The organism is Putridiphycobacter roseus (assembly GCF_003234935.1).
Classification (GTDB): Bacteria; Bacteroidota; Bacteroidia; order Flavobacteriales_D; family Crocinitomicaceae; genus Putridiphycobacter; species Putridiphycobacter roseus.
In genome coordinates this window covers 283,720-306,761 of sequence record NZ_QKSB01000001.1, presented here as the reverse complement: position 1 = coordinate 306,761, position 23,042 = coordinate 283,720, and the positions used below count along the sequence as shown (strand labels likewise).

Genomic DNA, 23,042 nt, shown 5'->3' with positions numbered 1-23,042 from the left:
TAAAATTATTCTAATTTACATTCAAAAACTTCTAATTTTTTAATTTGACGAATCAATTCTTGATTGATGTTTACCTTCATATTTCTAGAAGGCATCTTCAAGCTAGTTTTTGACTTATAATCGTGCAATACAAATTTTAACTGACAAGACCCTGAGTGATCTGAAACTACGGTAAATAAATCATCAATTATCATGTCTGTTAGGTCGGCCTGCTCAACAGTAAGTACTAAACTTTTTGTTTTTTTCTCTTTTACATCAGCCAATAGTTCAATAGTACTGACTGAGAACTCTATGCCTTCTCCCCATTTTTTCGGGCCAATTTTCCCATTCATAAAAACAAAGGTACCTACCGTAAGTAGGTGGCGAAAACGCAAGTAGTTTTCTCCGAAGATAAATTGTTTGTTTGAATCTGTATAATCTTCAATTTCAAAAGTGCCGAATGGTTTACCATTTTTGGTGGTTCGGTGTTCAGCGGATGTAATAATGCCTGCAATAAATAATTCTTTCCCTTTATTTTCTTCTAAATGCGTTAAATCAGAAACAGAACAGCCATTGCAAAAACTATCAATTTCCAGTCGGTAATCATCTAAGGGGTGACCAGAGATGTAAACGCCTACCACTTCTTTTTCCTTGCTTAGCTGGGTAAGGGTAGGCCATTCGTCGGCTATTGGAGGTTGTGGTACAGGTATCTCAACAGATGAGTCTCCGCCAAACATGGATACTTGAGAAGAGTTTACATTTTCTTGAAAACGTGCACCGTATTTGGTAACGGTTTCTATAAATGGTCTTCCTGCGCTGTCTTCTGTAAAAAACTGAGATCTTCTAATGTTTCCGAAAGAGTCAAATCCACCTGCGAGAACAAGGTTTTCAAATACACGCTTATTGCAAAGTCTTAAGTCAACACGAGTTGCCATATCAAAAACTGAGGTAAAAAAGCCGTTTTCTTTACGTTCGTTTACAATAGAGTCAACGGGTTTACTACCCACACCTTTAATGGCACCAAGTCCAAAACGAATGGCACCAACTTGGTTTACCGTAAATTTATATTGCGACTCGTTGACATCTGGTCCTAAAACTGGTATGCCAGCACGTTTACACTCTTCCATAAAGAAAGTAACCGTTTTAATATCGTTCATGTTATTGCTCAATACCGAGGCCATGTATTCGGCAGGGTAGTGGGCTTTTAAATAAGCCGTTTGGTAAGCTATGTATGCGTAACAAGTAGAGTGAGATTTGTTAAAGGCATAAGATGCAAAGGCTTCCCAATCGACCCACATTTTTTCTAATGCTTTACGGTCGTGTCCATTTTCGACACCTTGCGTCAAAAACTTAGGTTTCATTTTGGCCAAAAGCGCCAAATTCTTTTTCCCCATGGCCTTACGCAAAGTATCGGCCTCCCCTTTTGAAAAACCGGATAGTTTTTGAGAAAGGAGCATTACTTGCTCTTGGTAAACTGTAATTCCGTAGGTTTCCTCTAAATATTCTTTATTGGCTTCAATATCGTATACAATTTCTTCTGTCCCATGTTTTCTTCTAATAAACGAAGGGATGTATTCGAGTGGACCAGGACGATATAAAGCATTCATGGCAATTAAATCGGCAAAAACTGTCGGTTTTAACTCCCTTAAATATTTCTGCATCCCTGCAGATTCATATTGGAAAACCCCTACAGTTTCTCCTTTTTGGAAAAGTTCATAGGTTTTTTCATCATCTAGCGGAAAATCATCTGGAATTAATGTTATTCCGTGTCGCTCCTTAATAATTTGGACTGCATCCTTGATTAGGGTCAAAGTTTTTAGTCCCAAGAAATCCATTTTTAGCAAGCCAGCATCTTCGGCAACGGAGTTGTCGAATTGGGTACAGAACATGCCAGAATCCTTGGCAAGTGCAACGGGTACAAAATTGGTAATGTCGGAGGGGGTAATGATAACACCACAGGCGTGTATTCCTGTGTTTCTCATTGAGCCTTCCAGCAGTCTGGCTTGGTTCACCACTTCCGCGGCTAAGTCGTTGCCGTTGGCAATGCTTTTTAATTCATTGGCACGTGCAATATCGTCTTGATTGTTTCCTAATTTCTCCGCCAATTCAACATCATCTAAACCAAATAATTTAGCCAATTTAATATCGGGGACTAATTTAGCCAAGCGATCGGCTTCAAATAGGGGTAAGTCTAAGGCTCTGGCTGTATCTCGAATAGAAGATTTTGCAGCCATGGTACCATAAGTGATAATTTGCGCCACTTGGTTTTCGCCGTATTTTTCAATTACCCAATCAATCACACTTTGTCGACCTTCGTCATCAAAATCAATATCAATATCGGGCATGGACACCCTTTCAGGATTTAAGAAACGCTCAAAAAGTAAGTTGTATTTAATGGGATCAATATTGGTGATTTCTACACAATAAGCAACAGCAGAACCTGCAGCAGAACCCCTTCCTGGACCAACAGAGACTCCCATCTCTCGGGCGGCATGACAAAAATCTTGACAAATTAAAAAGTAGCCAGGGTATCCAGAATTGGCTATGGTTTGTAATTCAAAATCGAGTCGCTCTTTAACATCTTCCGTTATTCCTTCTTCTCCCCAACGTTTTTTTGCACCTTCATAAGTTAAATACCTTAGGTAGTTATTTTCGCCTCGCGTTCCTTTATCTGCTTCATCTTGCGGATCTCTAAATTCTTCAGGGATATGGAAGTTGGGTAGTAAAATGTCTGATGCCAGTGGGTAAGGTTCACATTTTTCTACAATTTTTTGAGTGTTGGAAACGGCTTCGGGTAAATCGGCAAATAGTTTTACCATTTCGGCGGTTGACTTAAAGTAATACTCTTCGTTTTCTAGTCCAAATCTAAATCCTCTACCTCTACCTTTTGGTGTTGATTTTAATTCCCCATCTTTAATGCAGAGTAGTATATCATGGGCGTTGGCATTTTCCTTTTTTAAGTAGAAGGTGTTATTGGTTGCCACCAATTCAATGTGGTGTTTTTCTGCAAATTTCACCAATACATCATTGATGATATTTTCGGCTTCTAAGCCATGACGGATTAATTCAATGTATAAATCTTCTCCAAATGTTTCCTTCCACCAAAGCAAAGCTTCTTCGGCTTGTTTTTCCCCCACATTTAAAATTAAATTAGGTATTTCCCCGTTGGTACCACCAGTTAAAACAATGATGTCTTCTTTGTATTGTTCAACAATTTTTTTATCAATTCTAGGGATGTAGTAAAAGCCTTTTGTAAAGGCTATGGACGACATTTTTGCAAGGTTTAAATAGCCTCTTTTATTTTTGGCCAACAGTACCACTTGGTAGCCATTGTCTTTGTTCGATTTATCCGTGTGGTCTTTACAAATGTTAAATTCGCATCCCACAATAGGGGTGATCGGTTTTTCGTCACAAGTTTCGCCCTTTTCCTCGGCAGCTTTTATATTGGCAGCAACCGATTTGTTGTGGTTTAATGCTGCCCTTACAAAGTGAAAGGCGGCCATCATGTTGCCAGAATCGGTTAAGGCTACCCCGTCACTTTTTTCAGCGACTGCTTTTTGCACCAAATCAACAATGCCTGTGGTGGATTGCAAAATTGAAAATTGGGAATGATTGTGTAGGTGCGAAAAACTTATGTCGCTTAAGGCTTCAATATTCGCTTTAATCTCCGCTTTACTCGGACCAGACTCTTCTGTTTGTCTGGCTTTTATTTTTGCACTCTCTTCTTTTAAATTAAGGTGTTGTAAACCTATTAATTGAAAGGGAGCTGGATTTTTTATTTGGTAATCTCTGAGGTAGTCATCTCCTTGTTTTAACTCACTACTCAAAAATATATTCGTCCTGATCAGTTCAAAAAAGCAACGTGCAGTCGCTTCCACATCAGCAGTAGCATTGTGTGCTTCTCCAAAAGGAACACCAAATAAATGTTGGTGTAATTCAGTTAAGGTAGGCAGTTTAAATTTACCACCTCTACCACCAGGTAATTGACATAATTTTGCCGTTGTTTCTGTACAAGTGTCCAAAACGGCCATGTCTAGCATAGGACTTTCAATACCTTGACGGTGAAATTCACATCCCATGATATTTAAATCGAAACCGACGTTTTGTCCTACTACAAAGTCGGCCTTAGTCAATGCTTCGTTAAAAGCATGTAGCATTTCATTTAATTCTATTCCATCTTGCGCGGCTAATTCAGTAGAAATTCCATGAATTTGTTCCGCATCAAAAGGGATGTTAAATCCTTCAGGTTTAATTAAGTAGTCCTTTGATTCAACAACCGTTCCCCATTGGTCATGTACTTGCCATGCAATTTGAATACAACGCGGCCAATTGTCCGTGTCGGTAATGGGTGCGTTCCATCTTTTTGGTAAGCCTGTGGTTTCGGTGTCAAATACTATGTACATGGGAAAGTTTCGAAAATAAATTGAAAGACTAAAATTACCATCAAAATTAAATTAAATCTCTATTTTAGGCAATGAATTATTAACAAGTTTTAAATGGCCATCATAAATCAGTTTCTTTCAATATTTAAAGCCTTCTTAGGAAGTTTGGCTTTTGTAGTAAAGCATAAGTTATACGTTTATTTTATTCCTGCAATTGTGTTTGCAATACTCTTTTATTATTCCATGAAAGGTGGCGCGAATATGTCGAGTAGAATGGCCTTTATGGAAGACTGGTGGGTCATAGGTTCCATTGTCCGTGGTATGGAAAGTGGATTGAAGTCCTTGTCTTTTGTCTTGTTCGAATTTGTGATTCTTATTTTATTGACCCCCATCAATTCTTATTTTGCTGAAAAAGTAAAAGAAGATATTACCGGCGTGAAAGTAGATTTTGGTTTTGGACAATTCATCAAAAGTATTTTTAGAAGTATAAAAATATTTGCCATTGCCTTTTCTATTGAAATCTTTTTATTGATCCTCCTCTGGATTTTGTCTTTTTTATTCGGAGATGCATTTTATAAAATTGTCGCTTTTATGGTGACTTCTTTTTTTATCGGCTTTTCTTTTTTCGATTTTGCTTTAGAATTGGATGCGAAAAATGCCAAAACAAGTTGGCAGTTTGGAACACAGCATAAATGGATTTGTCTCTTTGCTGGGTTAATCTTTTCTGTGGCCATTTATATCCCGGAAGAAACTGGGTTTTTGGTCTTGTTTTTATTTACTATTACTTTGGTGCCACACATGTTGACCATTGCCGCAGCACAGGTTTATTTCAAAGAATTTGGACAAAAAAATACACCAACCTTAAGTTGATGTATGTATATTAAGTTGAATTATTTACTTTTTCTAGTATCTATTATCTAGTATCTAGTATCTATTGTCTAGGTTCTAGATACTAATTCAAACAAATCCCGTTTGAAACCAATGTATTCGTTAAAAAAAAATGATTGTCGGATTTACCGGTAATCACATCAAATAATTGAGCTACTTCAAATACACTGAGGTGCGAATCTGTACCACTTAATTGATGGATTGACAATTTTTCTTTTGCGAGTGTTTTAAAACATTTTTTCATTTGTAATAATTTAAATTTCTAAAGTTCGTTTTTACTGTTACGTAATGTTTTACAAAAAGGTTATGGTTTTGCTAAAATAGATTTGAATTTTGCTTGTTTAATCAAGTAGATTTGTTAAGGCGTGTCGCATCTTTCCTTTGCCTTTTGACTGTTTCTGTTTTACTCCAACCAGAAGTAATGCATCTACTCTTGTCTTTTATCGAGCTTCTTGCTTTTATAAGCTTGGAGCTGAGTGTAGAAAAGGTGGCTATTTTTTCTTTGGACTCGAAGACCAGTCTATCATTTAATACCGAAAGTAAAAATTACCGGCAGTAATATGGATTCGGCCATCTGTATAATGGCTATCAATTAAATTCTGAAGGTCAATTGTGGCTAAAAATATTTTGAATTGCACATTCCGTCATATTGCAAATTATTTTACTATCTTACGCGCTTTAAAATAAGAAACAAAAAACAATGTCAGAGAAGGTTGAGTACCAAATGGAATTTGAAGTAAAATCCTCCATTAACGTGTTATATAACATGATTAGTACCCCGAGTGGTTTAAGTGAGTGGTTTGCTGATAATGTGAACATTAAAAAAGATGTATTCACATTTATTTGGGATGGAAGTGAAGAGAGTGCTAAAATGTTAGCAAAGAAAAAAGGGGAATTGGTGAAATTTCAATGGATGGAAGATGTAGAAGATGATATTAAATCATTTTTCCAAATCAGAATAAAAATTGATGATTTAACCAATGATGTTGCTTTAATTGTGACCGATTACGCAGAAGAAGATGAAATTGAAGAAGCCAAATTATTATGGACAAATCAAATTTCAGAATTAAAGATGGTGATAGGCTCATAATTTAATACCTTTGTTATTGACAAAATAACAGCCTTTTGAAAAAAATCTATTATTTTATTTTAAAGTCCTTTATTGGGCCTTTTGTGGTCACTTTCACCATTGCCATGGTTTTTTTAATCATGCAATTTTTGTGGAAATACGTGGACGATATTATGGGGAAGGATGTTGGCATGCTGGTCATCCTTAAGTTGCTGTTTTATACTTCGGCTAATATCATACCAATGGCTTTGCCAATTGCTATTCTATTTTCTTCCATTATGACTATGGGAAATTTGGCGGAAACCAATGAGTTAACCGCTATGAAGTCCTCAGGTATATCTTTGTTTAGGATGATGCGACCAATGGTGGTTTTTGTCGTTTTTATAGCTATTGGTACTTTTTATTTTTCTAATTATATTTTGCCTATTGCCAATCTCAAGCAAAGGGCTTTGATATACGATTTACAGCAAAAGAAAACTACTTTTTATATTCCAGAAGGAATCTTTTATAATGATATTGATGGCTTGTCTTTAAAGGTGGATAGTAAGGACGAAGAAACAGGTGTACTAAATGGCGTATTGATTTATACCAATAACCCTGCAAGAACTATTCGATCTGAAAGGGGAGAAATGATTTTTAGTGACAACAACGATTATTTATTCCTGAAACTATCAAATGGTGCCATTTATGAAGAAAGTTCTTTTATGGCGCAAAAAAATGACCCTTATCCATATTCCAAAACTTTTTTTAAAGAAACCATTCTAAAGTTTGATTTTTCAAACTTTAACTTGCAGAAAACAGATGAAAATTTGTATAAGCGAGATTTTGAAATGATGAACTTTTTACAACTGGATCGGAAATTAGATACCATCATTATTGATTTCGATTCTATTAAATACGAATTTAAAAAACGGGTAAAAAATGAAGTTTTTGTACTTGATGACCGATTAAATGTACCCACCAAATTTGTCACAAGGGATACAGCTTTAGCGGAAGAAAATATGGTAAATGATAGAATTATAGATTCTATATTCACTATTCAAGAAATGAGTGACTTGAGCTATTCACAAGCATTAAAACTAGCGCAGGTAAATATTAGAGCGAGAAAAGACTTTTCCTATAATTTTTTATTGAGATCAAAAGGTAGAAATCAGATGATAAATGACTATAAAGTGGCTTGGCATCAAAAATTCACATTGTCCTTTGCAGTAATCGTATTGTTTTTTGTCGGGGCTCCTTTAGGCGCTATAGTAAAAAAGGGTGGACTAGGTTTGCCTTTGATTTTGGCAACTGTATTATTTCTTTTCTACTATATCATTACCATTACTGGGGAAAATCTGGTAGAGTCTAATGTGTTGACTCCCTTTTATGGGATTTGGCTAAGTGCTTTTTTCTTAGTGCCGGTGGGTGTATTTTTATCCATACAGTCAGCTAATGAGTCCGCTTTATTTGATGTTGAGGTGTATAAGCAGTTTTTTAAAAAATTTAAGTCTAAATGAAAGTTCTACAATTGTGTAATAAGCCCCCTTTTCCAGCGATAGATGGTGGTTGCTTGGCTATAAAAAATATTTCACAGGGTTTATTATCCGCAAATATTGATTTAAAAATTATCAGTATTTCAACTGCAAAACATCCTTTTTTAATAGAAAGTTATACCAAGGAGTTTGTAGCAGCCACAAAAATTGAAAGTGTATTTGTAGATACTAGAATAAACATTGTAGATGCTTTTTCAGCTTTAGTAACAGCTGACTCCTATAACGTCAGCCGTTTTTTTTCTCCAGATTTTGATTCTTTATTACAACGGACACTCGAAGAGAGTGAGTATGATGTTATTCATCTTGAGAGTTTGTTTATGACCCCTTATTTATATACCATTAGAAGGTATAGTAAAGCAAAGGTAGTTTTAAGAAGTCATAATCTAGAGCACGTGATTTGGGAGCGTTTAGCAAATGTAGAAAAAAAATCAGCGAAAAAGGTATACCTTAAACACTTGTCGAAAAAGTTAAAGAAATATGAAAAATATATCTTAAATGAAGTAGATGGTATTGCAGCCATTAGTTTTGATGATAGTTCAAGGTATGAAAAGTTGAAATGTAAAGTGCCCTTGGTTACTATTCCCTTTGGTATTGATTTAAGTAGGTATCAGTTAATTGAAAATCAAAAAGAAATAGATTTCTTTCACATAGGCGCCATGAATTGGAGTCCAAATGTGGAAGGTGTTAACTGGTTTTTGGATGATATTTTACCCTTGATTAAACGCAAGTCTTTTAGGTTGCATTTGGCTGGGATTGATATGCCTAAATATTTGATTCATTTAAAAGATGAACGCGTAGTAAATCACGGTGAGGTTCCTTCGGCTAATGATTTTATTAATAAACACCAGGTCATGTTAGTGCCCTTACTTTCAGGGAGCGGTATGCGTATTAAAATAATTGAAGCCATGGCATTGGGTAAAACAGTAATTACTACTAGTATTGGTGCAGAGGGAATTGAGGTTACCGAAAATGAAAATATTTTAATAGCCGATACACCAGCTGCTTTTAAAGAAAAAATTGAAGATTTAATTGATCATCCTGAAAAAGCACTAAAGATTGGGACCAATGCAAGAAAATTAGTAGTGGCTAAATATGACACAGAATTGATAATGAAAAAATTAATTCAATTTTATCAAACTTTATAAATGGAGCAAAAACAAAAGCTATTTGTTATGTTGTCCAGGGTTCCTTTTCCATTAGATAAAGGGGATAAATTACGTGCCTACCATCAATTAAAGGTACTTTCAGATAAATATGAGGTTTATTTATCTTGTTTGACGGATCAAAAAGTGGATGATGCTACACGGATAGCTTTGTCTGAAGTTTCTTTCGAATACCGCATTTATCCACTAAATAAATGGGTTATATTTTGGAACTTATGCAAAGGTTTAGTAAGTCAAAAACCAATTCAAATCCATTATTTTTATCAAAATAGAATTCATAGGAAAATTCAAAATGAGATAGAAAGGATTCAGCCCGATTTTATTTATTGTCAATTAATTCGTGTCGCAGAATATGTAAAAGATTATCACCATATTCCTAAAACGCTTGATTATATGGATGCTTTTAGCATGGGCATGAAAAGAAGAAGGGATGCAGGGAGAGGTTTGACCAGGTTTTTAACCAATATTGAGTATCAGCGACTGAAGCAATATGAAAATAGAATTTTTGATTATTTCGATCACCACACCATTATTTCAGAACAAGATCGTGCCCATATACCACACCCAAACCACGAAGAGATTCAAATTGTTAAGAATGGTATAGACGCCTCTTTCTTTAATTTTAATTACCAAGGTGAAGTATTGTATGACTTTGTTTTTGTGGGAAATTTGAGTTATGCTCCTAACATTGCTTGTTGCGAATATATTTTAGAGGAGTTAATGCCTCGGCTTTTAAAGTTAAATCCTACTATTAAAGGCTTATTTGCAGGGACTAGTCCGCATGAGAAAATTATAAGTAAGGCGAAAAACTATCCTCAAATTACCATTTCTGGTTGGATGCCAGATATTAAAAATGCCTATGCTTCCGCTAAAATATGCATAGCGCCTTTGTTTATTGGTACCGGTTTACAAAATAAATTATTAGAAGCCATGGCAATAGGGGTTCCTTGTGTAACTACTTCAATGGCGAATAATGCCTTGAATGCTACGCCTCAAAAAGAGATTTTGATTGCCGATACTGCTACTGCATTTATCGAGCAAATGGAGTTTTTATGGACACATGAGGAAGAAAAAAGCCAATTGGTAAAAGCAGCAAATGTGTTTGTAAAAAAGCAATTTAACTGGAAGACAAGTACAGAAAAGATTCCTTTTTGAGCACTGCTAAAATTGGTTTTATTTTCACTTATTAAAGCAATTAAAAATGGCTGTACAGTAAGTACTATATCCTACACATGGTTTTATAAAAATCTTAATATTTAATTACCTTATATAATTGTGTTTGAAATTTAATGTAATATATACCGCTTTGTATGTTAGATAGGTCTAGAATGATTTTGTAATGGTTATTGTCGATCGTCTTCACGCGGTTAGTAAAATCTTGTCCTAAGGAATTATAGATTTGAATACCATTTAAATTTACTTTTGAACTATTAAAATTGCTTTCTATAGTGATTTGGTTATTGGTTGGATTTGGATAGATTAATAGATTAGCGTTAATTATTTGGTTTATGTTTATACTTTTTGGTGGGTAAATACTTTCTTTTCCATCAAAATCAACTTGTTTAAGGCGGTAATAAGATAATCCATTATAAGGACTTGGGTCTTGCGTGTAATATTTTTTTTCTACCACAGAATTTCCTGTACCATTAATTTTTTCAAGTACTTTCCAAGTCACTGCATCAACAGATTTTTCTATCAGAAAATAGTTATTATCTTTTTCTGATTTCGTTTGCCATTCGAGGTTAACTTTTTCATTTTCATTAAGCAATGCATTAAAATAGGTTAATTCAATTGGAAGTGGGCCAGTTGAATTAGCAATAATTCCTGAATTATTAGTTCCGCTTCCGTTGCCTGCAGAGGTACAAGATATGCAATTTAGTCCACCCAGACCACTTTGGGTGATGGTGGTAGTATTTGCGGTTGGTAAAGCGATAGAGTATATCACTGCACCTTGTCCGCCACCGCCGCCGCCACCATGTTCACCTGCATTTGTAACGTTCCCGCCGTTCCCGCCATTTGCTTGTAAGGTTACCGGACAGCCTGCAGCTATTGACCATGTATTTACATCTACCAATATTGTTCCTCCTGCACCTCCACCACTATTACCATCACCACCACTTCCGCTTGAAACAGACTGTCCAGATGCAGAAATTAAATGTCCTGAACCACAGCTGCCAGTAGTTTTTATTTCGTTGGCTTTAATCATGATAATTCCGCCCCCATTTCCTGCGTTTTGAGAGCCGCCGTTATTTCCTTCACCGGCACCACCGCCACCGCCCATAAAATATCTAGAAGCGTTAATTTGTGTGCTCAAATCAATACCACCCATACCGCCAGCAGTAGGGGTGCAGTTTGGCCAGCCTGGACCGCCAAGTCCTCCTTGCGTATAGTTTCCACCACCGCCACCACCAGCATTGTGACTGTTTCCGCCACCGCCGCCATTCAATATCCTAGCCCTCCCTGAATCGTAGTTGAGGTTTGTAAATTTATAGATGCCTTCTCCTTTTTTAGCAAAATTAGCATTCGCTGCAACCCTATAGTTAGATGATCCTGTACAACCTGTTGAATTGCCACCGTTCGCTACCGCGCCTAAAAAACCAGTGCCGTCTACAAGTAAATCGCCACCAATGGTTAGGTAACCCGGTACTTGAAAAGCTAATACACCACCAGTGGTGCCATTCCAAGGACTTGAGGATAAGTTGCCACAGGTATAATCCGGACTTCCAAATTTGGGAAATGTAATCAGTTGTACTGAACCATTAGCACCTAAGTTATATGCGTTTGTTAGTGGGTAGTCTAAGGTGATAACAGTAGGCGTCCCAAATAGTTCAACTTGGGATACAATTGTTCTTACCTCGTAAAGACCAGCTGAATTTATGGCACTTAACAAGCCGAAATTTGTATTGTCGGAGGTGTTTGCGCCAATCACATCATCTTGCATTTGCATGATAATTACCTGTTCACCTGCTTCAAAAGTACCATAGGTTTCGTCTACATCACTTAATGTTACTACAACAGTGGCAATAAGCGAAACGCGAGCGTAGCCATTTATTTCCTGTCCGTAAAGCGGGGATATTATTCCTAAAATAATTAGCGATAGTAAAATTCTCATAATGCAGGGGTTAAAGAGATTTAAAGGTACAAAAAAATATGTGGTTTCTAATGCGAAATGACTTTATATATATTAATATGGCTAATTAGTCTTGTCGTTAAAAGCCAAGTTTTTTATCCTAAAAATCAAAATCGTATTTTTTTTGCTAAAACTTTGTTCACTTGACCTACTTTTACATTAAGCTGCATAGCTTATGCCTCCTTTCTTTATAGTGGAGAAAGTGACTTTAAAAAAGTAATTTTCATGGAGAATAAGTTGCGCTGGAATTTCAGCCTAAAATAGATTTATTTTTAATTTATAATATTTATATTGCAACTCTTAAATCGTTTATGCTTAAATATTTAATATTTTTATTATGGTTGGGAGTATCTAACTGGAATTTCGGTCAACCATTAATGACAGTTCAATTTGAGTTTCCACAAAATGGTATTTTCAAAATTAGAATCGATTCCAATGCTGTATATTCCACAAAAAAAATTCAATTAGCAGAAGGAAATTATTTTGTCGAAATTTGGGTTCCAGGAACAGAAGTGAGAATGGACACCATAGTGGTTAAGTCAGATACCTATAATTTGTTTCAATACAGAAGTGCTAAAGTTTTACCCGAAATAAGTAAAAATAAAAGTGACAGAATTGAATACGGGATCAAGGCTAGTCTTGCCTTTTCAACGTTTATCCCAACTGGTATAGCAGCTTATTATGCTATACAGAAATATAATTCAGGATTAAGTTTATATCATGATTTAGAGGTCCTAAGTAAATCTTTAGATTTAAATTATTTATCAGAAGTGGAGGGTCAATATGGTATGATTAGTAATTTTGAAAAGTATGGTGTAACCACAAAATGTAAGGTATTATGAAGTTATTTATGTTTTTTCTATTGTTATTTATGAGTGCTACATCCAGTGCTCAGGTTACCGGAAGAGTAAGGTATTTAATTGATCAGTCTAACGGGTATTTTGAAGTGCTATTAAATGATAAATTAATTACCAGAACTTACAGAGATACACTAGACGTGGGAGTTTATAAGGCTAAAATATGGTCTCCAGGGTATAAAATGGTAGATACCTCATTTATTATTAAAGAAAATATCGAAACAATTGTTTTCATTAAAATGAAGCTTTCAAAAGAGTTTTATAGCAGATCACGGTCAAATGTATTAAGGAATAAAAAGAGAACCACTTTTTTTAGGTTACCAATGGCCGTTTCACTGGGCGGTTTTGTTTCAACTGCTTATTTTAGCGCAAAAGCAATTAAAGTAAATAAGGATGTCGACCTTTTTATTCAGGACTACAATAAAAAGTCTAATCAAGGAGCTGTATTGAACTTTAAAGAAGAACTCTTGCTAATGCAAAATAGTTATAACTTAAATCGAAAAAGACTTTATACCGGTTTAATTGTTGGGGGAATTGGAGCGGGAATTAGTATGGTTGGACTGCGCTATTTAAATAAAAAATATCCGTTTAAAGCATTGTTTGAAGAAGATAGTCCCTTTGCAAATAAACTTTCTATTTGCTATAATATTAACTCAATAAATATTTCTTTTAATTTATGAAAAGTGTCTTAGTACTTATACCAATATTAGTTTTACTTATGAGTTCTTGCTTTAAAAAAATGAACTATACTGAGGAATTAAATACAAATATTTACGATAGTATTTATAGTGGAGAAAAATGGTTTCATTTTGAAAATATCTACAGCTATAAGAAAGACTCAGAGTTGGTTGTTAATTTTAAATTTAGAATAGAAGAAGATTTGTTGCCATGGGCAGTGAAATGGCTTAATGTTAATATTGATTTACTAGGGTCTCCCAGTCAAAAATCATATACTTATACTACTTTTATTTATAGTATGATTGATCCGGAAATTGGAAAAACGTTTTGTTTTACTATTTCTATTCGAACAATTGATCAAAATGGAGATGTCATTTTAATTCATCCATACGAAGAATGCATCACTTATAATTAAGCGGATTTATTTTTTAAAAACACAACTTGTAATTGTCTATACAAAGTCAATTCTAGCTTCGATTTTTTATTTCTCCTTTTAAAAATCAACAAACACAATTTGTTTTGTAAATTTAAGCATCCATAATTTATTAAAACGCCATTTATGAAGCAATTTTTAACGATCATTTGTGTTTTATTGTCCACATTACTAGTGGCTCAAAAAAATGATAAAGACCAAGCAGAATCAAAAACAATTATTAATTCAAGTTTTGTTTCTAGTTTAAAATTTAGAAATATAGGACCAGCAGTAATATCTGGAAGAATTGCTGACATGGTTGTAAATCCTACCAATGCTAGTGAATATTATTTGGCTGTCGCTTCTGGGGGTGTTTGGAAAACGACAAATTCAGGAACCAGTTTCGATCCTATTTTTGATAATTATGGTGCTTATTCTATCGGCTGTATTAGCATGGATCCAAATAATACGAATATTTTATGGGTTGGAACAGGAGAAAATAATAACCAACGTTCGGTGGCTTATGGAGATGGTGTCTATAAATCAATTGATGGTGGTAAATCATGGGATAATAAAGGTTTAAAAAATTCTGAACACATTTCAAAAGTATTGGTTGATCCTAATAATTCTGACATGGTATATGTTGCTGCATATGGGCCTTTGTGGTCTGCAGGCGGTGAAAGAGGTGTGTACAAATCAATGGACGGAGGGGAAAATTGGGAACGCATATTTTTTGTTTCTGAACATACTGGAATCGCTGATTTAGTGATGGATCCCGAAAACACCCAAGTGATGTATGCAACAGCACACCAAAGAAGAAGACATGTATTTACTTATGTAGGTGGTGGTGAAGAGTCGGCAATATACAAAACAGTAGATGGCGGTAAAACGTGGAAAGAATTAAAGACTGGTTTGCCTAGTGGTAAAATGGGTAGGGTAGGACTGGCAATTTCGCCAGTTGATCATAATTATGTTTATGCTATTGTAGAAGCTGAAGGAGAAAAAAGTGGTTTTTATAGGTCGATCGATAAAGGGGCGAGTTGGGAGAAAAGAAGTAGCTATAAAACCAGTGGGAATTATTACCAAGAAATTATATGTGATCCTTTTGATGTGGACAAAGTGTTTAGCATGAATACTTGGTTACACCATACTGAGGATGGTGGTAAAACTTTTAAAAGAACAGGTGAAAAAGACAAGCACGTTGACAACCATTGTATGTGGATTGATCCCAATAATAAAGACCATTGGAGAATTGGTTGTGATGGTGGTTTATATGAAACATGGGATCATGCTCAAAACTGGTCATGGTGCGCTTATTTGCCCTTGGCACAATTCTACAAAGTATCCTTAGACAACGACAAACCATTTTATAATGTTTACGGTGGTACACAAGATAATAATTCAATTGGTGGTCCTTCGGCGACCATTAATAATGCCGGTATTTTAAATTCCGACTGGTTTATCACCAACGGAGGAGATGGTTTTGAGTCTCAAGTTGATCCTATCGATCCAAATATCATTTATGCACAAGCACAGTATGGTTGGTTGGTGAGATACGACAAGCAATCGGGAGAAAAAATGGGGATTCAACCCATGCCAAAAAAAGGTGAAGCAGCTTTCCGTTGGAATTGGGACGCACCTTTAGTGATTTCAAATCACGACCACAAACGCTTATATTTTGCGGCCAATAAAGTCTTTAAATCGGATGATAGAGGGAATACCTGGCAGACTATTTCTGGAGATTTAACCCGACAATTAGATAGAAACAAAATGAAGGTGATGGGGAAAGTTCAGTCGCCTGAAGTGGTGATGAAAAATAAGTCGACTACAATTTTTGGCAATATTGTAGCCTTATCGGAATCGCCAATTAATGAGAAAGTGCTTTATGCGGGGACAGATGATGGGTGGATACAAGTGACAAAAAACGGGGGAGAATCATGGACAAAACAGGAAAGTTTTGCAGGTGTACCTAGTATGACTTATGTAAATATGTTATTGGCTTCGCAGCACAATGAAAATCATGTTTATGCGGTGTTTAATAACCATAAGCAAGGCGATTTTAAACCTTATATTTTTAAGAGTACAGATACGGGAACAAATTGGAAAAATATTAGTGGAGATTTACCTGAGAGAGGAAGTGTTTACGCCATTGCTGAAGACCATGAAAATGCTAACTTGTTGTTTGCAGGAACAGAGTTTGGTGTGTTTTTCACGATCAATGGAGGAGAAAATTGGCACCAATTAAAAGGTGGTTTACCTACAATTGCCATCAGAGACATTGCCATTCAAAAAAGAGAAAACGATTTGGTGTTGGCTAGTTTTGGTCGTGGGTTTTATATTTTGGATAATTATTCCATTTTAAAACAATTGAACGAGGAACAATTGAAAACTGAAGCAGCGATCATTTTTCCAATTAAAACAGCTTTGGCTTATATGCCGAGTAATCCGCTAGGCGGAAGAGGAAAAGGTAGTCAAGGGGCAAATATTTATTTGGGCGAAAACCCAGCTTATGGCGCAACCATTCGTTATTACGTAAAAGAAGTACCTGCTTCTCCAAAGTCAGCGCGAAAGGAAGCAGAGAAAAAAGCATTTAAAGATGGAACTGATATAGATTACCCAAGTAACGACATGTTGCTGGCGGAGGATAATTATAAAAAACCAAAATTTGTCTTTATCATCAAAGACGGTAATGGCAACGAAATCAATAGAATTTCAAAACCTGCAGCCAAAGGTTTACAAGTATTGCATTGGGACTTAAGATATCCAAGTACAAAACCAATCAAACTGAATGCTAAGGCACCGGGAAGATATAGCTATCCAGATGTAGGGCCATTGGTTGTACCTGGGATTTATCAAGTGGATTTATTTATGGTTGCAAATGGTGAAATCAATAAATTAGCGAGTTCACCACAGTTTACAGTGAAGGCATTAGAAAATTCTTCCTTAGATCAACAAACTTTGGCAAGCATTCAGTTTAAGACTGAAGTCGCGGAATTGAGAAGACAAGTATATGGGACGAATGCGCAAGTCAACGACTACAGTAATCGTTTAAAATATTTAAAATCTGCCATTACTAGTTATCCAAATACTGATTTGAATTGGATGCATGAAGTAAGCGCAATTGAAAAACAAATTCAAACAGTGGAATTTGCCATGTGGGGAAAATCGTACTTGAGCAAAAGAGATGTGGAAACACTACCAGGTTTAGGCAGTAGAATTGAAACCATGGTGTATCAAATGTGGTATGCTACCTCCGACCCTACAACAACGCATAAAGAACAATATGCCATAGCGCAAGAAGCATATGTTTCAGTGAAGCCTATGGTGTTAAAAATTAAAGCAGAGGTGGAAGCTCTGGAAGAAAAACTGAATGTTAAAGGAATTCCATACACGCCAAATAGAATGGACTTTAGAGAAGAGTAATTCTTTAAGAGGTGTAATGGACTTTAATGGAACAACTAATCGTTATATGTTCACCCAAAAAGGGGTGCGCTATAACGGTGTTTTAAGGGAGAAAACTGGAGAAGGTTAATTCGTTTATTGAAGATAAGTTTGTTCGCACTAATTCTGTTTTTACGAACGACCAACTCATGTTATCAATGTTTCCTTTTGGTCTTGGCACTCCTTGTCTTCGGCTTGTTGTACTTCGCTTTGATTTTATTCTTGTAAGACCCACCTTGGTTTGTTTTACTGTTCTTAGCGCTCTTTTCGTGAAAAGCACCTTTGGATTGCGTAATAGTCGCTTCTTTTAAATAGTGCTTATCCGCTAAATTCGGAATTTCATCATCCGTAAATACAGTAGAAATCTCCACTTCTTTTGGGATTTCCACTTTAGGAATTTCTTGCCCCATTAACGCTTCAATTAATTCCATTGAAGGAACTTCAACTTCGTTAACAAATGTAATGGCACCACCTGTTTTGTCTGCACGACCAGTTCTACCAATTCTGTGAATGTAATTTTCAGGTACATCAGGTGTATCAAAATTAATGACGTGACTGACATCTAGGATATCTAAACCACGTGCAATAATTTCCGTTGCGATTAATATTCTGTGCTCACCATTTTCAAATTTCTTAATGGCATTTAATCTGTAGTTTTGAGATTTGTTGGAGTGCATTACACCAATCACCTCATTGTATTTTGGATCTAAATGATCTGCCATCCTATCGGCTAATTTTTTACTATCCACAAAAATCAGTACTTTTTCTAATGACTCATCTTCCAATAAATGATTCAATAAATTAATTTTCGTATAAAAATTAGGGACCAAATACGCGGATTGGTCAATTAATTCTAATGGAGTACCATTCGGAACCACTTCTATTTTTTCTGGTTGATTAAAAAAGTCATTAATTAACTTCTCAACATCTTCTGTAATGGTTGCAGAAAACATTAAGTTTTGTCTTTTTTCAGGTAAAAGGTCTAGGATGTTATTCAACTGTGTTCTAAAACCCAAGTTTAACATTTCATCCACTTCATCAATAACCAATTTCTGTATTTGTTTAAACCTTAGATTTCCTGTTAATGCTAAATCTAACAAGCGACCGGGTGTAGCTACTAAAATATCTACGCCATCATACACTTTTTGTTTTTGTGTATTGATATTCGTCCCACCATATACCCCTACAACACGCGTAGTGATGTAAGTTGTTAACTTTTCTAATTCTCCAACTACTTGAACTACTAATTCACGAGTTGGTACTAAAATCAGTACTCTTGGATGTTTTCCTTCGGAAAACTTTAATTGTTTTAAAATTGGTAACAAGTAGGCAAAAGTTTTACCAGTACCTGTTTGGGCAATGCCAATCATGTCTTTCCCCGATAAAATAATAGGTAATGCTTTTTCTTGAATTGGTGTAGGATATAGAAACTCTAAGTCTGCCAATGCGTTTTGTAGCGGGGTATTTAAATTTAAATCTTCAAAGGTCATGTTGCCAAATTTTTCACAAAGGTAAACTATTAAAATTAATAAATACCTATTCCATGTGCACTGGGTCTATACTATGTGGTAAATTATATATTAATAATTGGGGTGTAGCGCAAAAAAAAGGGAATTTCAGATGAAATTCCCTTTTTGAATGTTTGCTAAAAACGACTTATAAGTTTCTAATTGTATTTAATAAATCTTTATAAGTGGTAGGGTCTAAAGTAGTGGTTAAGCTGTATCCATTACTAACTACCATGTCTATTTTCTTGATGGCATATTCTTCGTCTATTTCAGAAAATAATAATAAACTTACATTGGCACCAACAGGAACTGTACCTGGCGTGACAAATTTTTGACCATCAAAATAACCTGCCATTACGGATTGGAAATTATTAAAATGGATAAAAAATAAGGTATTGGAGTTGTCATGCTTATCTCCTAATGTAACGGATAGTTGTGTTTTACTTCCTAATGAATTATAGAAATAATCACAGTTAATCCAATTGGAATTTAAACTATCTAATGCAAATGAATAGTAATCCTGAAATAAACCGTTTACTGTTTCGGTTAAAATAGGCGTAGCGACTGGTTGTCCTAATGTATCTAAAACCGGTTTCCAGTTTACAAAGCCTGTTGCATCTTCATAACCTTCAAATAATTTCATGTTAGGAGAGCTGATATCTGTAGGTACGCCTACATAAACAACGGTATCTGAACTAATGTATACTTGACTACTGTTATAAGTAAAGTTTATTCTAAACTGACCTCCTGTTACTAACACTTCATTGTCTGAAGTTGTCGTTTTATTCATTAGAACCATGTTTGCAGGGTCTAATATTTCTACAATATCAATATTAACATCTCCAAGAATAGTATCTCCTGCAGCACCTCTAAATGTATAAGGAGGTATTGTAAATACTATACCTTTGTTAGTAACAAAGTCACCACCACCAAGACCATTCACGGTAAAGTATTGAATAGAATCAAAAAAGTTAAACTCTAATGAATCTCTTATAGAAGAAGATGGGACAGGAGGAGGGATGATTTGATATTTCTTTTTACAAGAATATAAGCCAGCTCCAATTATCATGATGGCTAAAATTAATATTTGCTTTTTCATAAATCGTTTTTTATTTAATACCCTGCAATTAACAAAAGGTTGCCCAAATATAATAAAAAATTAAGTTTTTCTTTTTTTCTTTTTTGCAGCGGGGAATAAAATGTTATTTAATATCAATCTATAACCTGGTGAATTTGGGTGTAATTTCAAGTCTGTTGGCGGGTCGCCCACCATATGTCTATAGTCTTCGGGGTCGTGACCACCATAAAAAGTCCAAGTTCCCATACCTAGCTCTCCATGAATGTATCTTGCGGTATTAAATGCTTTACTTTCTCCTAGAATTAATACTTCAGATTTTATAAATTCTTTTCTAAAGTCGGTAGTTTGTCCCATAAAGCCATTAATAACTTGGGTATGATTTTGACATAACATGGTTGGTACTACATCCCATTTAGCGGAAAAATCGAATAAAAAGAATTTGTCTTGACTTTCGGGTAGTTTATGATCTCTAGTGGCATCAATATTGGAATATTCATAGACCATTGGGTCTTTTTCAAGCGTAAAATCTTTAAAAGCAAAGGTCTGGTCGTATTCTAGTTTGCTTTGATAATTTGGCGCTGAAGGATCATGGTCGTACATCTGCTCACAAATATCTGTGTTTTGCGCTGCCAGGGCAATATCAAAACTGTCGGTACCAGAACACATAGTAAATAGGAATCCACCACCAATTACATAGTTTTTAATATTTTGTGCCACTGCGAGTTTAAGGTCGGATACTTTACTGTATCCTAATTTACTTGCCATGGCCTCATTGTCCCTTACTTGCTGCTGGTACCATGGCATACCTCGATATGAGCGATAAAATTTCCCATATTGTCCAGTAAAGTCTTCATGGTGTAAGTGGAGCCAATCGAATTCGGCCAATCCACCTTTAACAATACTGGAATCATAGATTTCGGTATATGGGATTTCGGCATAAGTTAATACGAGCGTTACCGCATCATCCCAAGGTTGTTTTCCTTGGGGGGTGTATACCGCAATTTTTGGTGCGGATTCTAATTGAACCACTTCCATATTAACTTCCGGATTTGCAATTTCAGATTTTATCTGTAGTACCTTAACGGTTGGAATCACCTTGTAAGAAATTCCTTTAACGATTAGTTGTTCTTCAATAACCTTATTGTATGGGTATAAAAAGCTACCACCTTGGTAATTCAATAGCCATTCAATGATGATTTTGTTTTCTAGTGCCCAAAAAGAGACACCATAGGCTTTTAAATGGTTCTTTTGGGAGACGTCCATAGGGACGAGAATAGCATTAGCCTTTACAAAGCTTAAGCTAAAAATAAATAGTAAGGTTAGTATATTCTTAAAACGGTATATCATCATTTAGTATTGAACCTCCGGGGAGATCATCATTCATTTTACTACCTACAGTATATGTGCCAGAATTACCACTTTCTTGATCGAATTCGTTATTTTGTGTAAACTTGGTACCGTAGTCTACTTCTGCAAAAGCATCTAAATTGTCAAATCGTATCAATTCTTTAATAAACCTTAAACGCACATTATCTAAAGAACCATTTCTATGTTTTGCAACAATAATTTCACCAGTACCTTCGGTTGGCATACCATTTTCATCTTCAATTAAGCCATAATACTCGGGTCTGTATATAAAACAAACCATATCTGCATCTTGCTCAATTGCACCCGACTCTCTTAAATCTGAAAGCATAGGTCTTTTATCCCCACCTCTTGTTTCTACGGAACGACTTAATTGGGATAAAGCAATAATTGGAACACTAAGTTCTTTGGCTATTTCTTTAATTGAACGTGAAATCATACTAATTTCTTGTTCTCTATTACCACTTTTTAAACCAGCGGTCATCAATTGCAAATAATCAATAATTACTAATTGAATATCGTGCTGCATTTTTAATCGTCTACACTTCGCACGCAATTCGAAAATGGACAAAGCAGGTGTATCATCTATATAAATAGGCGCTTCTGATAAATTGGTAATATTTTCATGTAATTGTTTCCAATCTTTTTCAGAAGTAAAACCTTTTTTTAGTTTTTCGGAAGCCAATCCAGTTTCCATAGACATTAGTCTTTTGGTTAACTGAACACTAGACATCTCTAATGAAAAGATAGCAACACCTTGGTTAAACTGAACGGCTGTATTTCTTGCTAAGGACAAAACAAATGCAGTTTTACCCATACCAGGTCTAGCGGCTAATACAATCATATCTGATTTTTGCCAACCAGAAGTTAATCTATCTAAGTCAGTAAATCCAGAAGGGACACCACTTACACCATCTTTGTTTTTACTTGCTTTTTCAATTTCTTCAATAGCCTCTGAGACGAGTTCTTTTACACCCGAGTAACTTTTCTTTAAGTTACCTTCTGTAATTTTAAAAAGACCTTCTTCCGCTTCACTTAACACCTCAAAAACATCTTTTGTTTCGTCGTATGAATTTTTGATTACTTCGGATGAGATGCCAATTAAAGAACGTAGAATATATTTTTCAGCAATTATTCTTGCATGGTATTCAATATGTGCGGTAGACGCTACTCTATTAGTTAACCTAGCAACGGCACCTGGTCCACCAACCAAGTCTAAATCACCGTTTTTTCTTAACCTTTCGGTTACGCTTAATATGTCAATAGTTTCAGAACTGCCAAACAATTGTAAGATAGCATTGAAAATTTTTTGGTTTTCAATTTTATAAAAACTATCTACATGTAAAATATCTATCGCGTCATTAACAGCCTCTTGACCTAATAACATGGCACCTAATACCGCCTCTTCAACGTCGGTTGAATGCGGCGGTATTTTACCTACTTCATTGGCCGATAATACTTTATTTTGACTTAAAGTACGGCGAGGACGTGTGTTTGTATTGGGGTTTTCCATGTGTCACAAATTTAGGTAAACTTTAGTGGCTACAAAACCTTAAT

General features: G+C 35.4%; 17 protein-coding genes. 10 read left to right on the top strand and 7 right to left on the bottom strand.

The annotated features are described in order from the left end of the window. Positions 1-5: 5 nt before the first annotated feature. The gene (dnaE, locus tag DNU06_RS01280) at positions 6-4,382 is read right to left on the bottom strand and encodes a DNA polymerase III subunit alpha (RefSeq protein WP_111061394.1); all 4,377 of its coding nucleotides are present in this window, start codon (positions 4,380-4,382) and stop codon (positions 6-8) included. A gap of 93 nt (positions 4,383-4,475) precedes the next feature. Between dnaE and DNU06_RS01275 the strand changes: the two genes are divergently transcribed. Beyond that, the gene (locus DNU06_RS01275; RefSeq protein WP_111061393.1) at positions 4,476-5,231 is read left to right on the top strand and encodes an EI24 domain-containing protein; all 756 of its coding nucleotides are present in this window, start codon (positions 4,476-4,478) and stop codon (positions 5,229-5,231) included. A gap of 82 nt (positions 5,232-5,313) precedes the next feature. On the opposite strand, the gene DNU06_RS01270 is transcribed toward DNU06_RS01275, so the two are convergent. Further along, positions 5,314-5,493: a hypothetical protein gene (locus tag DNU06_RS01270; protein ID WP_111061392.1), complete on the bottom strand. Its 180-nt coding sequence runs from the start codon at positions 5,491-5,493 to the stop codon at positions 5,314-5,316. Positions 5,494-5,949: 456 nt separating this feature from the next. Between DNU06_RS01270 and DNU06_RS01265 the strand changes: the two genes are divergently transcribed. Genes DNU06_RS01265 through DNU06_RS01250 form a run of 4 tightly spaced genes read left to right on the top strand, consistent with a single transcriptional unit; the run spans position 5,950 to position 10,171 of the window. Then, positions 5,950-6,339: an START-like domain-containing protein gene (locus DNU06_RS01265; RefSeq protein WP_111061391.1), complete on the top strand. Its 390-nt coding sequence runs from the start codon at positions 5,950-5,952 to the stop codon at positions 6,337-6,339. A gap of 35 nt (positions 6,340-6,374) precedes the next feature. Then, positions 6,375-7,817: an LptF/LptG family permease gene (locus DNU06_RS01260; protein WP_111061390.1), complete on the top strand. Its 1,443-nt coding sequence runs from the start codon at positions 6,375-6,377 to the stop codon at positions 7,815-7,817. Continuing rightward, positions 7,814-8,998, top strand: a complete 1,185-nt coding sequence (locus tag DNU06_RS01255) for a glycosyltransferase family 4 protein (RefSeq protein WP_111061389.1) — start codon at positions 7,814-7,816, stop codon at positions 8,996-8,998. Before DNU06_RS01260 ends, DNU06_RS01255 begins: the two co-directional genes overlap by 4 nt. Continuing rightward, on the top strand, positions 8,999-10,171 hold the full coding sequence (locus tag DNU06_RS01250; RefSeq protein WP_111061388.1) for a glycosyltransferase: 1,173 nt from the start codon (positions 8,999-9,001) through the stop codon (positions 10,169-10,171). Between the two features lie 94 nt (positions 10,172-10,265). Here DNU06_RS01250 and DNU06_RS01245 read toward each other — a convergent pair whose 3' ends face one another. Then, entirely contained in the window at positions 10,266-12,128 is a 1,863-nt protein-coding gene (locus DNU06_RS01245; RefSeq protein ID WP_111061387.1) for a T9SS type A sorting domain-containing protein, read from the bottom strand. Positions 12,129-12,457: 329 nt separating this feature from the next. Between DNU06_RS01245 and DNU06_RS01240 the strand changes: the two genes are divergently transcribed. From DNU06_RS01240 to DNU06_RS17790, 5 genes are all read left to right on the top strand, one after another. Then, a complete protein-coding gene (locus tag DNU06_RS01240; RefSeq protein ID WP_111061386.1) occupies positions 12,458-12,988 on the top strand; it encodes a hypothetical protein in 531 nt (176 codons plus the stop codon). Continuing rightward, positions 12,985-13,683 (top strand): hypothetical protein, encoded by a 699-nt coding sequence (locus DNU06_RS01235; RefSeq protein ID WP_111061385.1) that lies wholly within the window; start codon positions 12,985-12,987, stop codon positions 13,681-13,683. Before DNU06_RS01240 ends, DNU06_RS01235 begins: the two co-directional genes overlap by 4 nt. A gap of 59 nt (positions 13,684-13,742) precedes the next feature. After that, positions 13,743-14,096 carry a hypothetical protein gene (locus tag DNU06_RS01230; protein ID WP_146239103.1) on the top strand — a complete coding sequence of 118 codons (354 nt, stop codon included), beginning with the start codon at positions 13,743-13,745 and terminating at the stop codon, positions 14,094-14,096. A 144-nt stretch (positions 14,097-14,240) separates the two neighbouring features. Further along, positions 14,241-17,516, top strand: coding sequence for a VPS10 domain-containing protein (locus DNU06_RS01225; protein ID WP_111061383.1), 3,276 nt, complete (start codon positions 14,241-14,243; stop codon positions 17,514-17,516). Then, the gene (locus tag DNU06_RS17790) at positions 17,464-17,625 is read left to right on the top strand and encodes a hypothetical protein (protein WP_158526792.1); all 162 of its coding nucleotides are present in this window, start codon (positions 17,464-17,466) and stop codon (positions 17,623-17,625) included. Before DNU06_RS01225 ends, DNU06_RS17790 begins: the two co-directional genes overlap by 53 nt. 64 nt (positions 17,626-17,689) lie before the next feature. Here DNU06_RS17790 and DNU06_RS01220 read toward each other — a convergent pair whose 3' ends face one another. The 4 genes from DNU06_RS01220 to dnaB form a co-directional block, all read right to left on the bottom strand. Then, entirely contained in the window at positions 17,690-19,024 is a 1,335-nt protein-coding gene (locus DNU06_RS01220) for a DEAD/DEAH box helicase (protein ID WP_111061382.1), read from the bottom strand. A 166-nt stretch (positions 19,025-19,190) separates the two neighbouring features. Further along, on the bottom strand, positions 19,191-20,141 hold the full coding sequence (locus tag DNU06_RS01215; protein WP_111061381.1) for a hypothetical protein: 951 nt from the start codon (positions 20,139-20,141) through the stop codon (positions 19,191-19,193). Between the two features lie 60 nt (positions 20,142-20,201). Next, positions 20,202-21,470 (bottom strand): asparagine synthetase B, encoded by a 1,269-nt coding sequence (locus tag DNU06_RS01210; protein WP_199398965.1) that lies wholly within the window; start codon positions 21,468-21,470, stop codon positions 20,202-20,204. Next, positions 21,451-22,998, bottom strand: coding sequence for a replicative DNA helicase (gene dnaB, locus DNU06_RS01205; protein WP_111061380.1), 1,548 nt, complete (start codon positions 22,996-22,998; stop codon positions 21,451-21,453). Before dnaB ends, DNU06_RS01210 begins: the two co-directional genes overlap by 20 nt. Positions 22,999-23,042: the final 44 nt, after the last annotated feature.

Coding starts and splice junctions, on each gene's coding strand:
- dnaE (WP_111061394.1), bottom strand. CDS start 4,382: ATGTACATAGTATTTGACACCGAAACCACAGGCTTACCAAAAAGATGG.
- DNU06_RS01275 (WP_111061393.1), top strand. CDS start 4,476: ATGGCCATCATAAATCAGTTTCTTTCAATATTTAAAGCCTTCTTAGGA.
- DNU06_RS01270 (WP_111061392.1), bottom strand. CDS start 5,493: ATGAAAAAATGTTTTAAAACACTCGCAAAAGAAAAATTGTCAATCCAT.
- DNU06_RS01265 (WP_111061391.1), top strand. CDS start 5,950: ATGTCAGAGAAGGTTGAGTACCAAATGGAATTTGAAGTAAAATCCTCC.
- DNU06_RS01255 (WP_111061389.1), top strand. CDS start 7,814: ATGAAAGTTCTACAATTGTGTAATAAGCCCCCTTTTCCAGCGATAGAT.
- DNU06_RS01250 (WP_111061388.1), top strand. CDS start 8,999: ATGGAGCAAAAACAAAAGCTATTTGTTATGTTGTCCAGGGTTCCTTTT.
- DNU06_RS01245 (WP_111061387.1), bottom strand. CDS start 12,128: ATGAGAATTTTACTATCGCTAATTATTTTAGGAATAATATCCCCGCTT.
- DNU06_RS01240 (WP_111061386.1), top strand. CDS start 12,458: ATGCTTAAATATTTAATATTTTTATTATGGTTGGGAGTATCTAACTGG.
- DNU06_RS01235 (WP_111061385.1), top strand. CDS start 12,985: ATGAAGTTATTTATGTTTTTTCTATTGTTATTTATGAGTGCTACATCC.
- DNU06_RS01230 (WP_146239103.1), top strand. CDS start 13,743: ATGAACTATACTGAGGAATTAAATACAAATATTTACGATAGTATTTAT.
- DNU06_RS01225 (WP_111061383.1), top strand. CDS start 14,241: ATGAAGCAATTTTTAACGATCATTTGTGTTTTATTGTCCACATTACTA.
- DNU06_RS17790 (WP_158526792.1), top strand. CDS start 17,464: ATGTTAAAGGAATTCCATACACGCCAAATAGAATGGACTTTAGAGAAG.
- DNU06_RS01220 (WP_111061382.1), bottom strand. CDS start 19,024: ATGACCTTTGAAGATTTAAATTTAAATACCCCGCTACAAAACGCATTG.
- DNU06_RS01215 (WP_111061381.1), bottom strand. CDS start 20,141: ATGAAAAAGCAAATATTAATTTTAGCCATCATGATAATTGGAGCTGGC.
- DNU06_RS01210 (WP_199398965.1), bottom strand. CDS start 21,470: ATGATGATATACCGTTTTAAGAATATACTAACCTTACTATTTATTTTT.
- dnaB (WP_111061380.1), bottom strand. CDS start 22,998: ATGGAAAACCCCAATACAAACACACGTCCTCGCCGTACTTTAAGTCAA.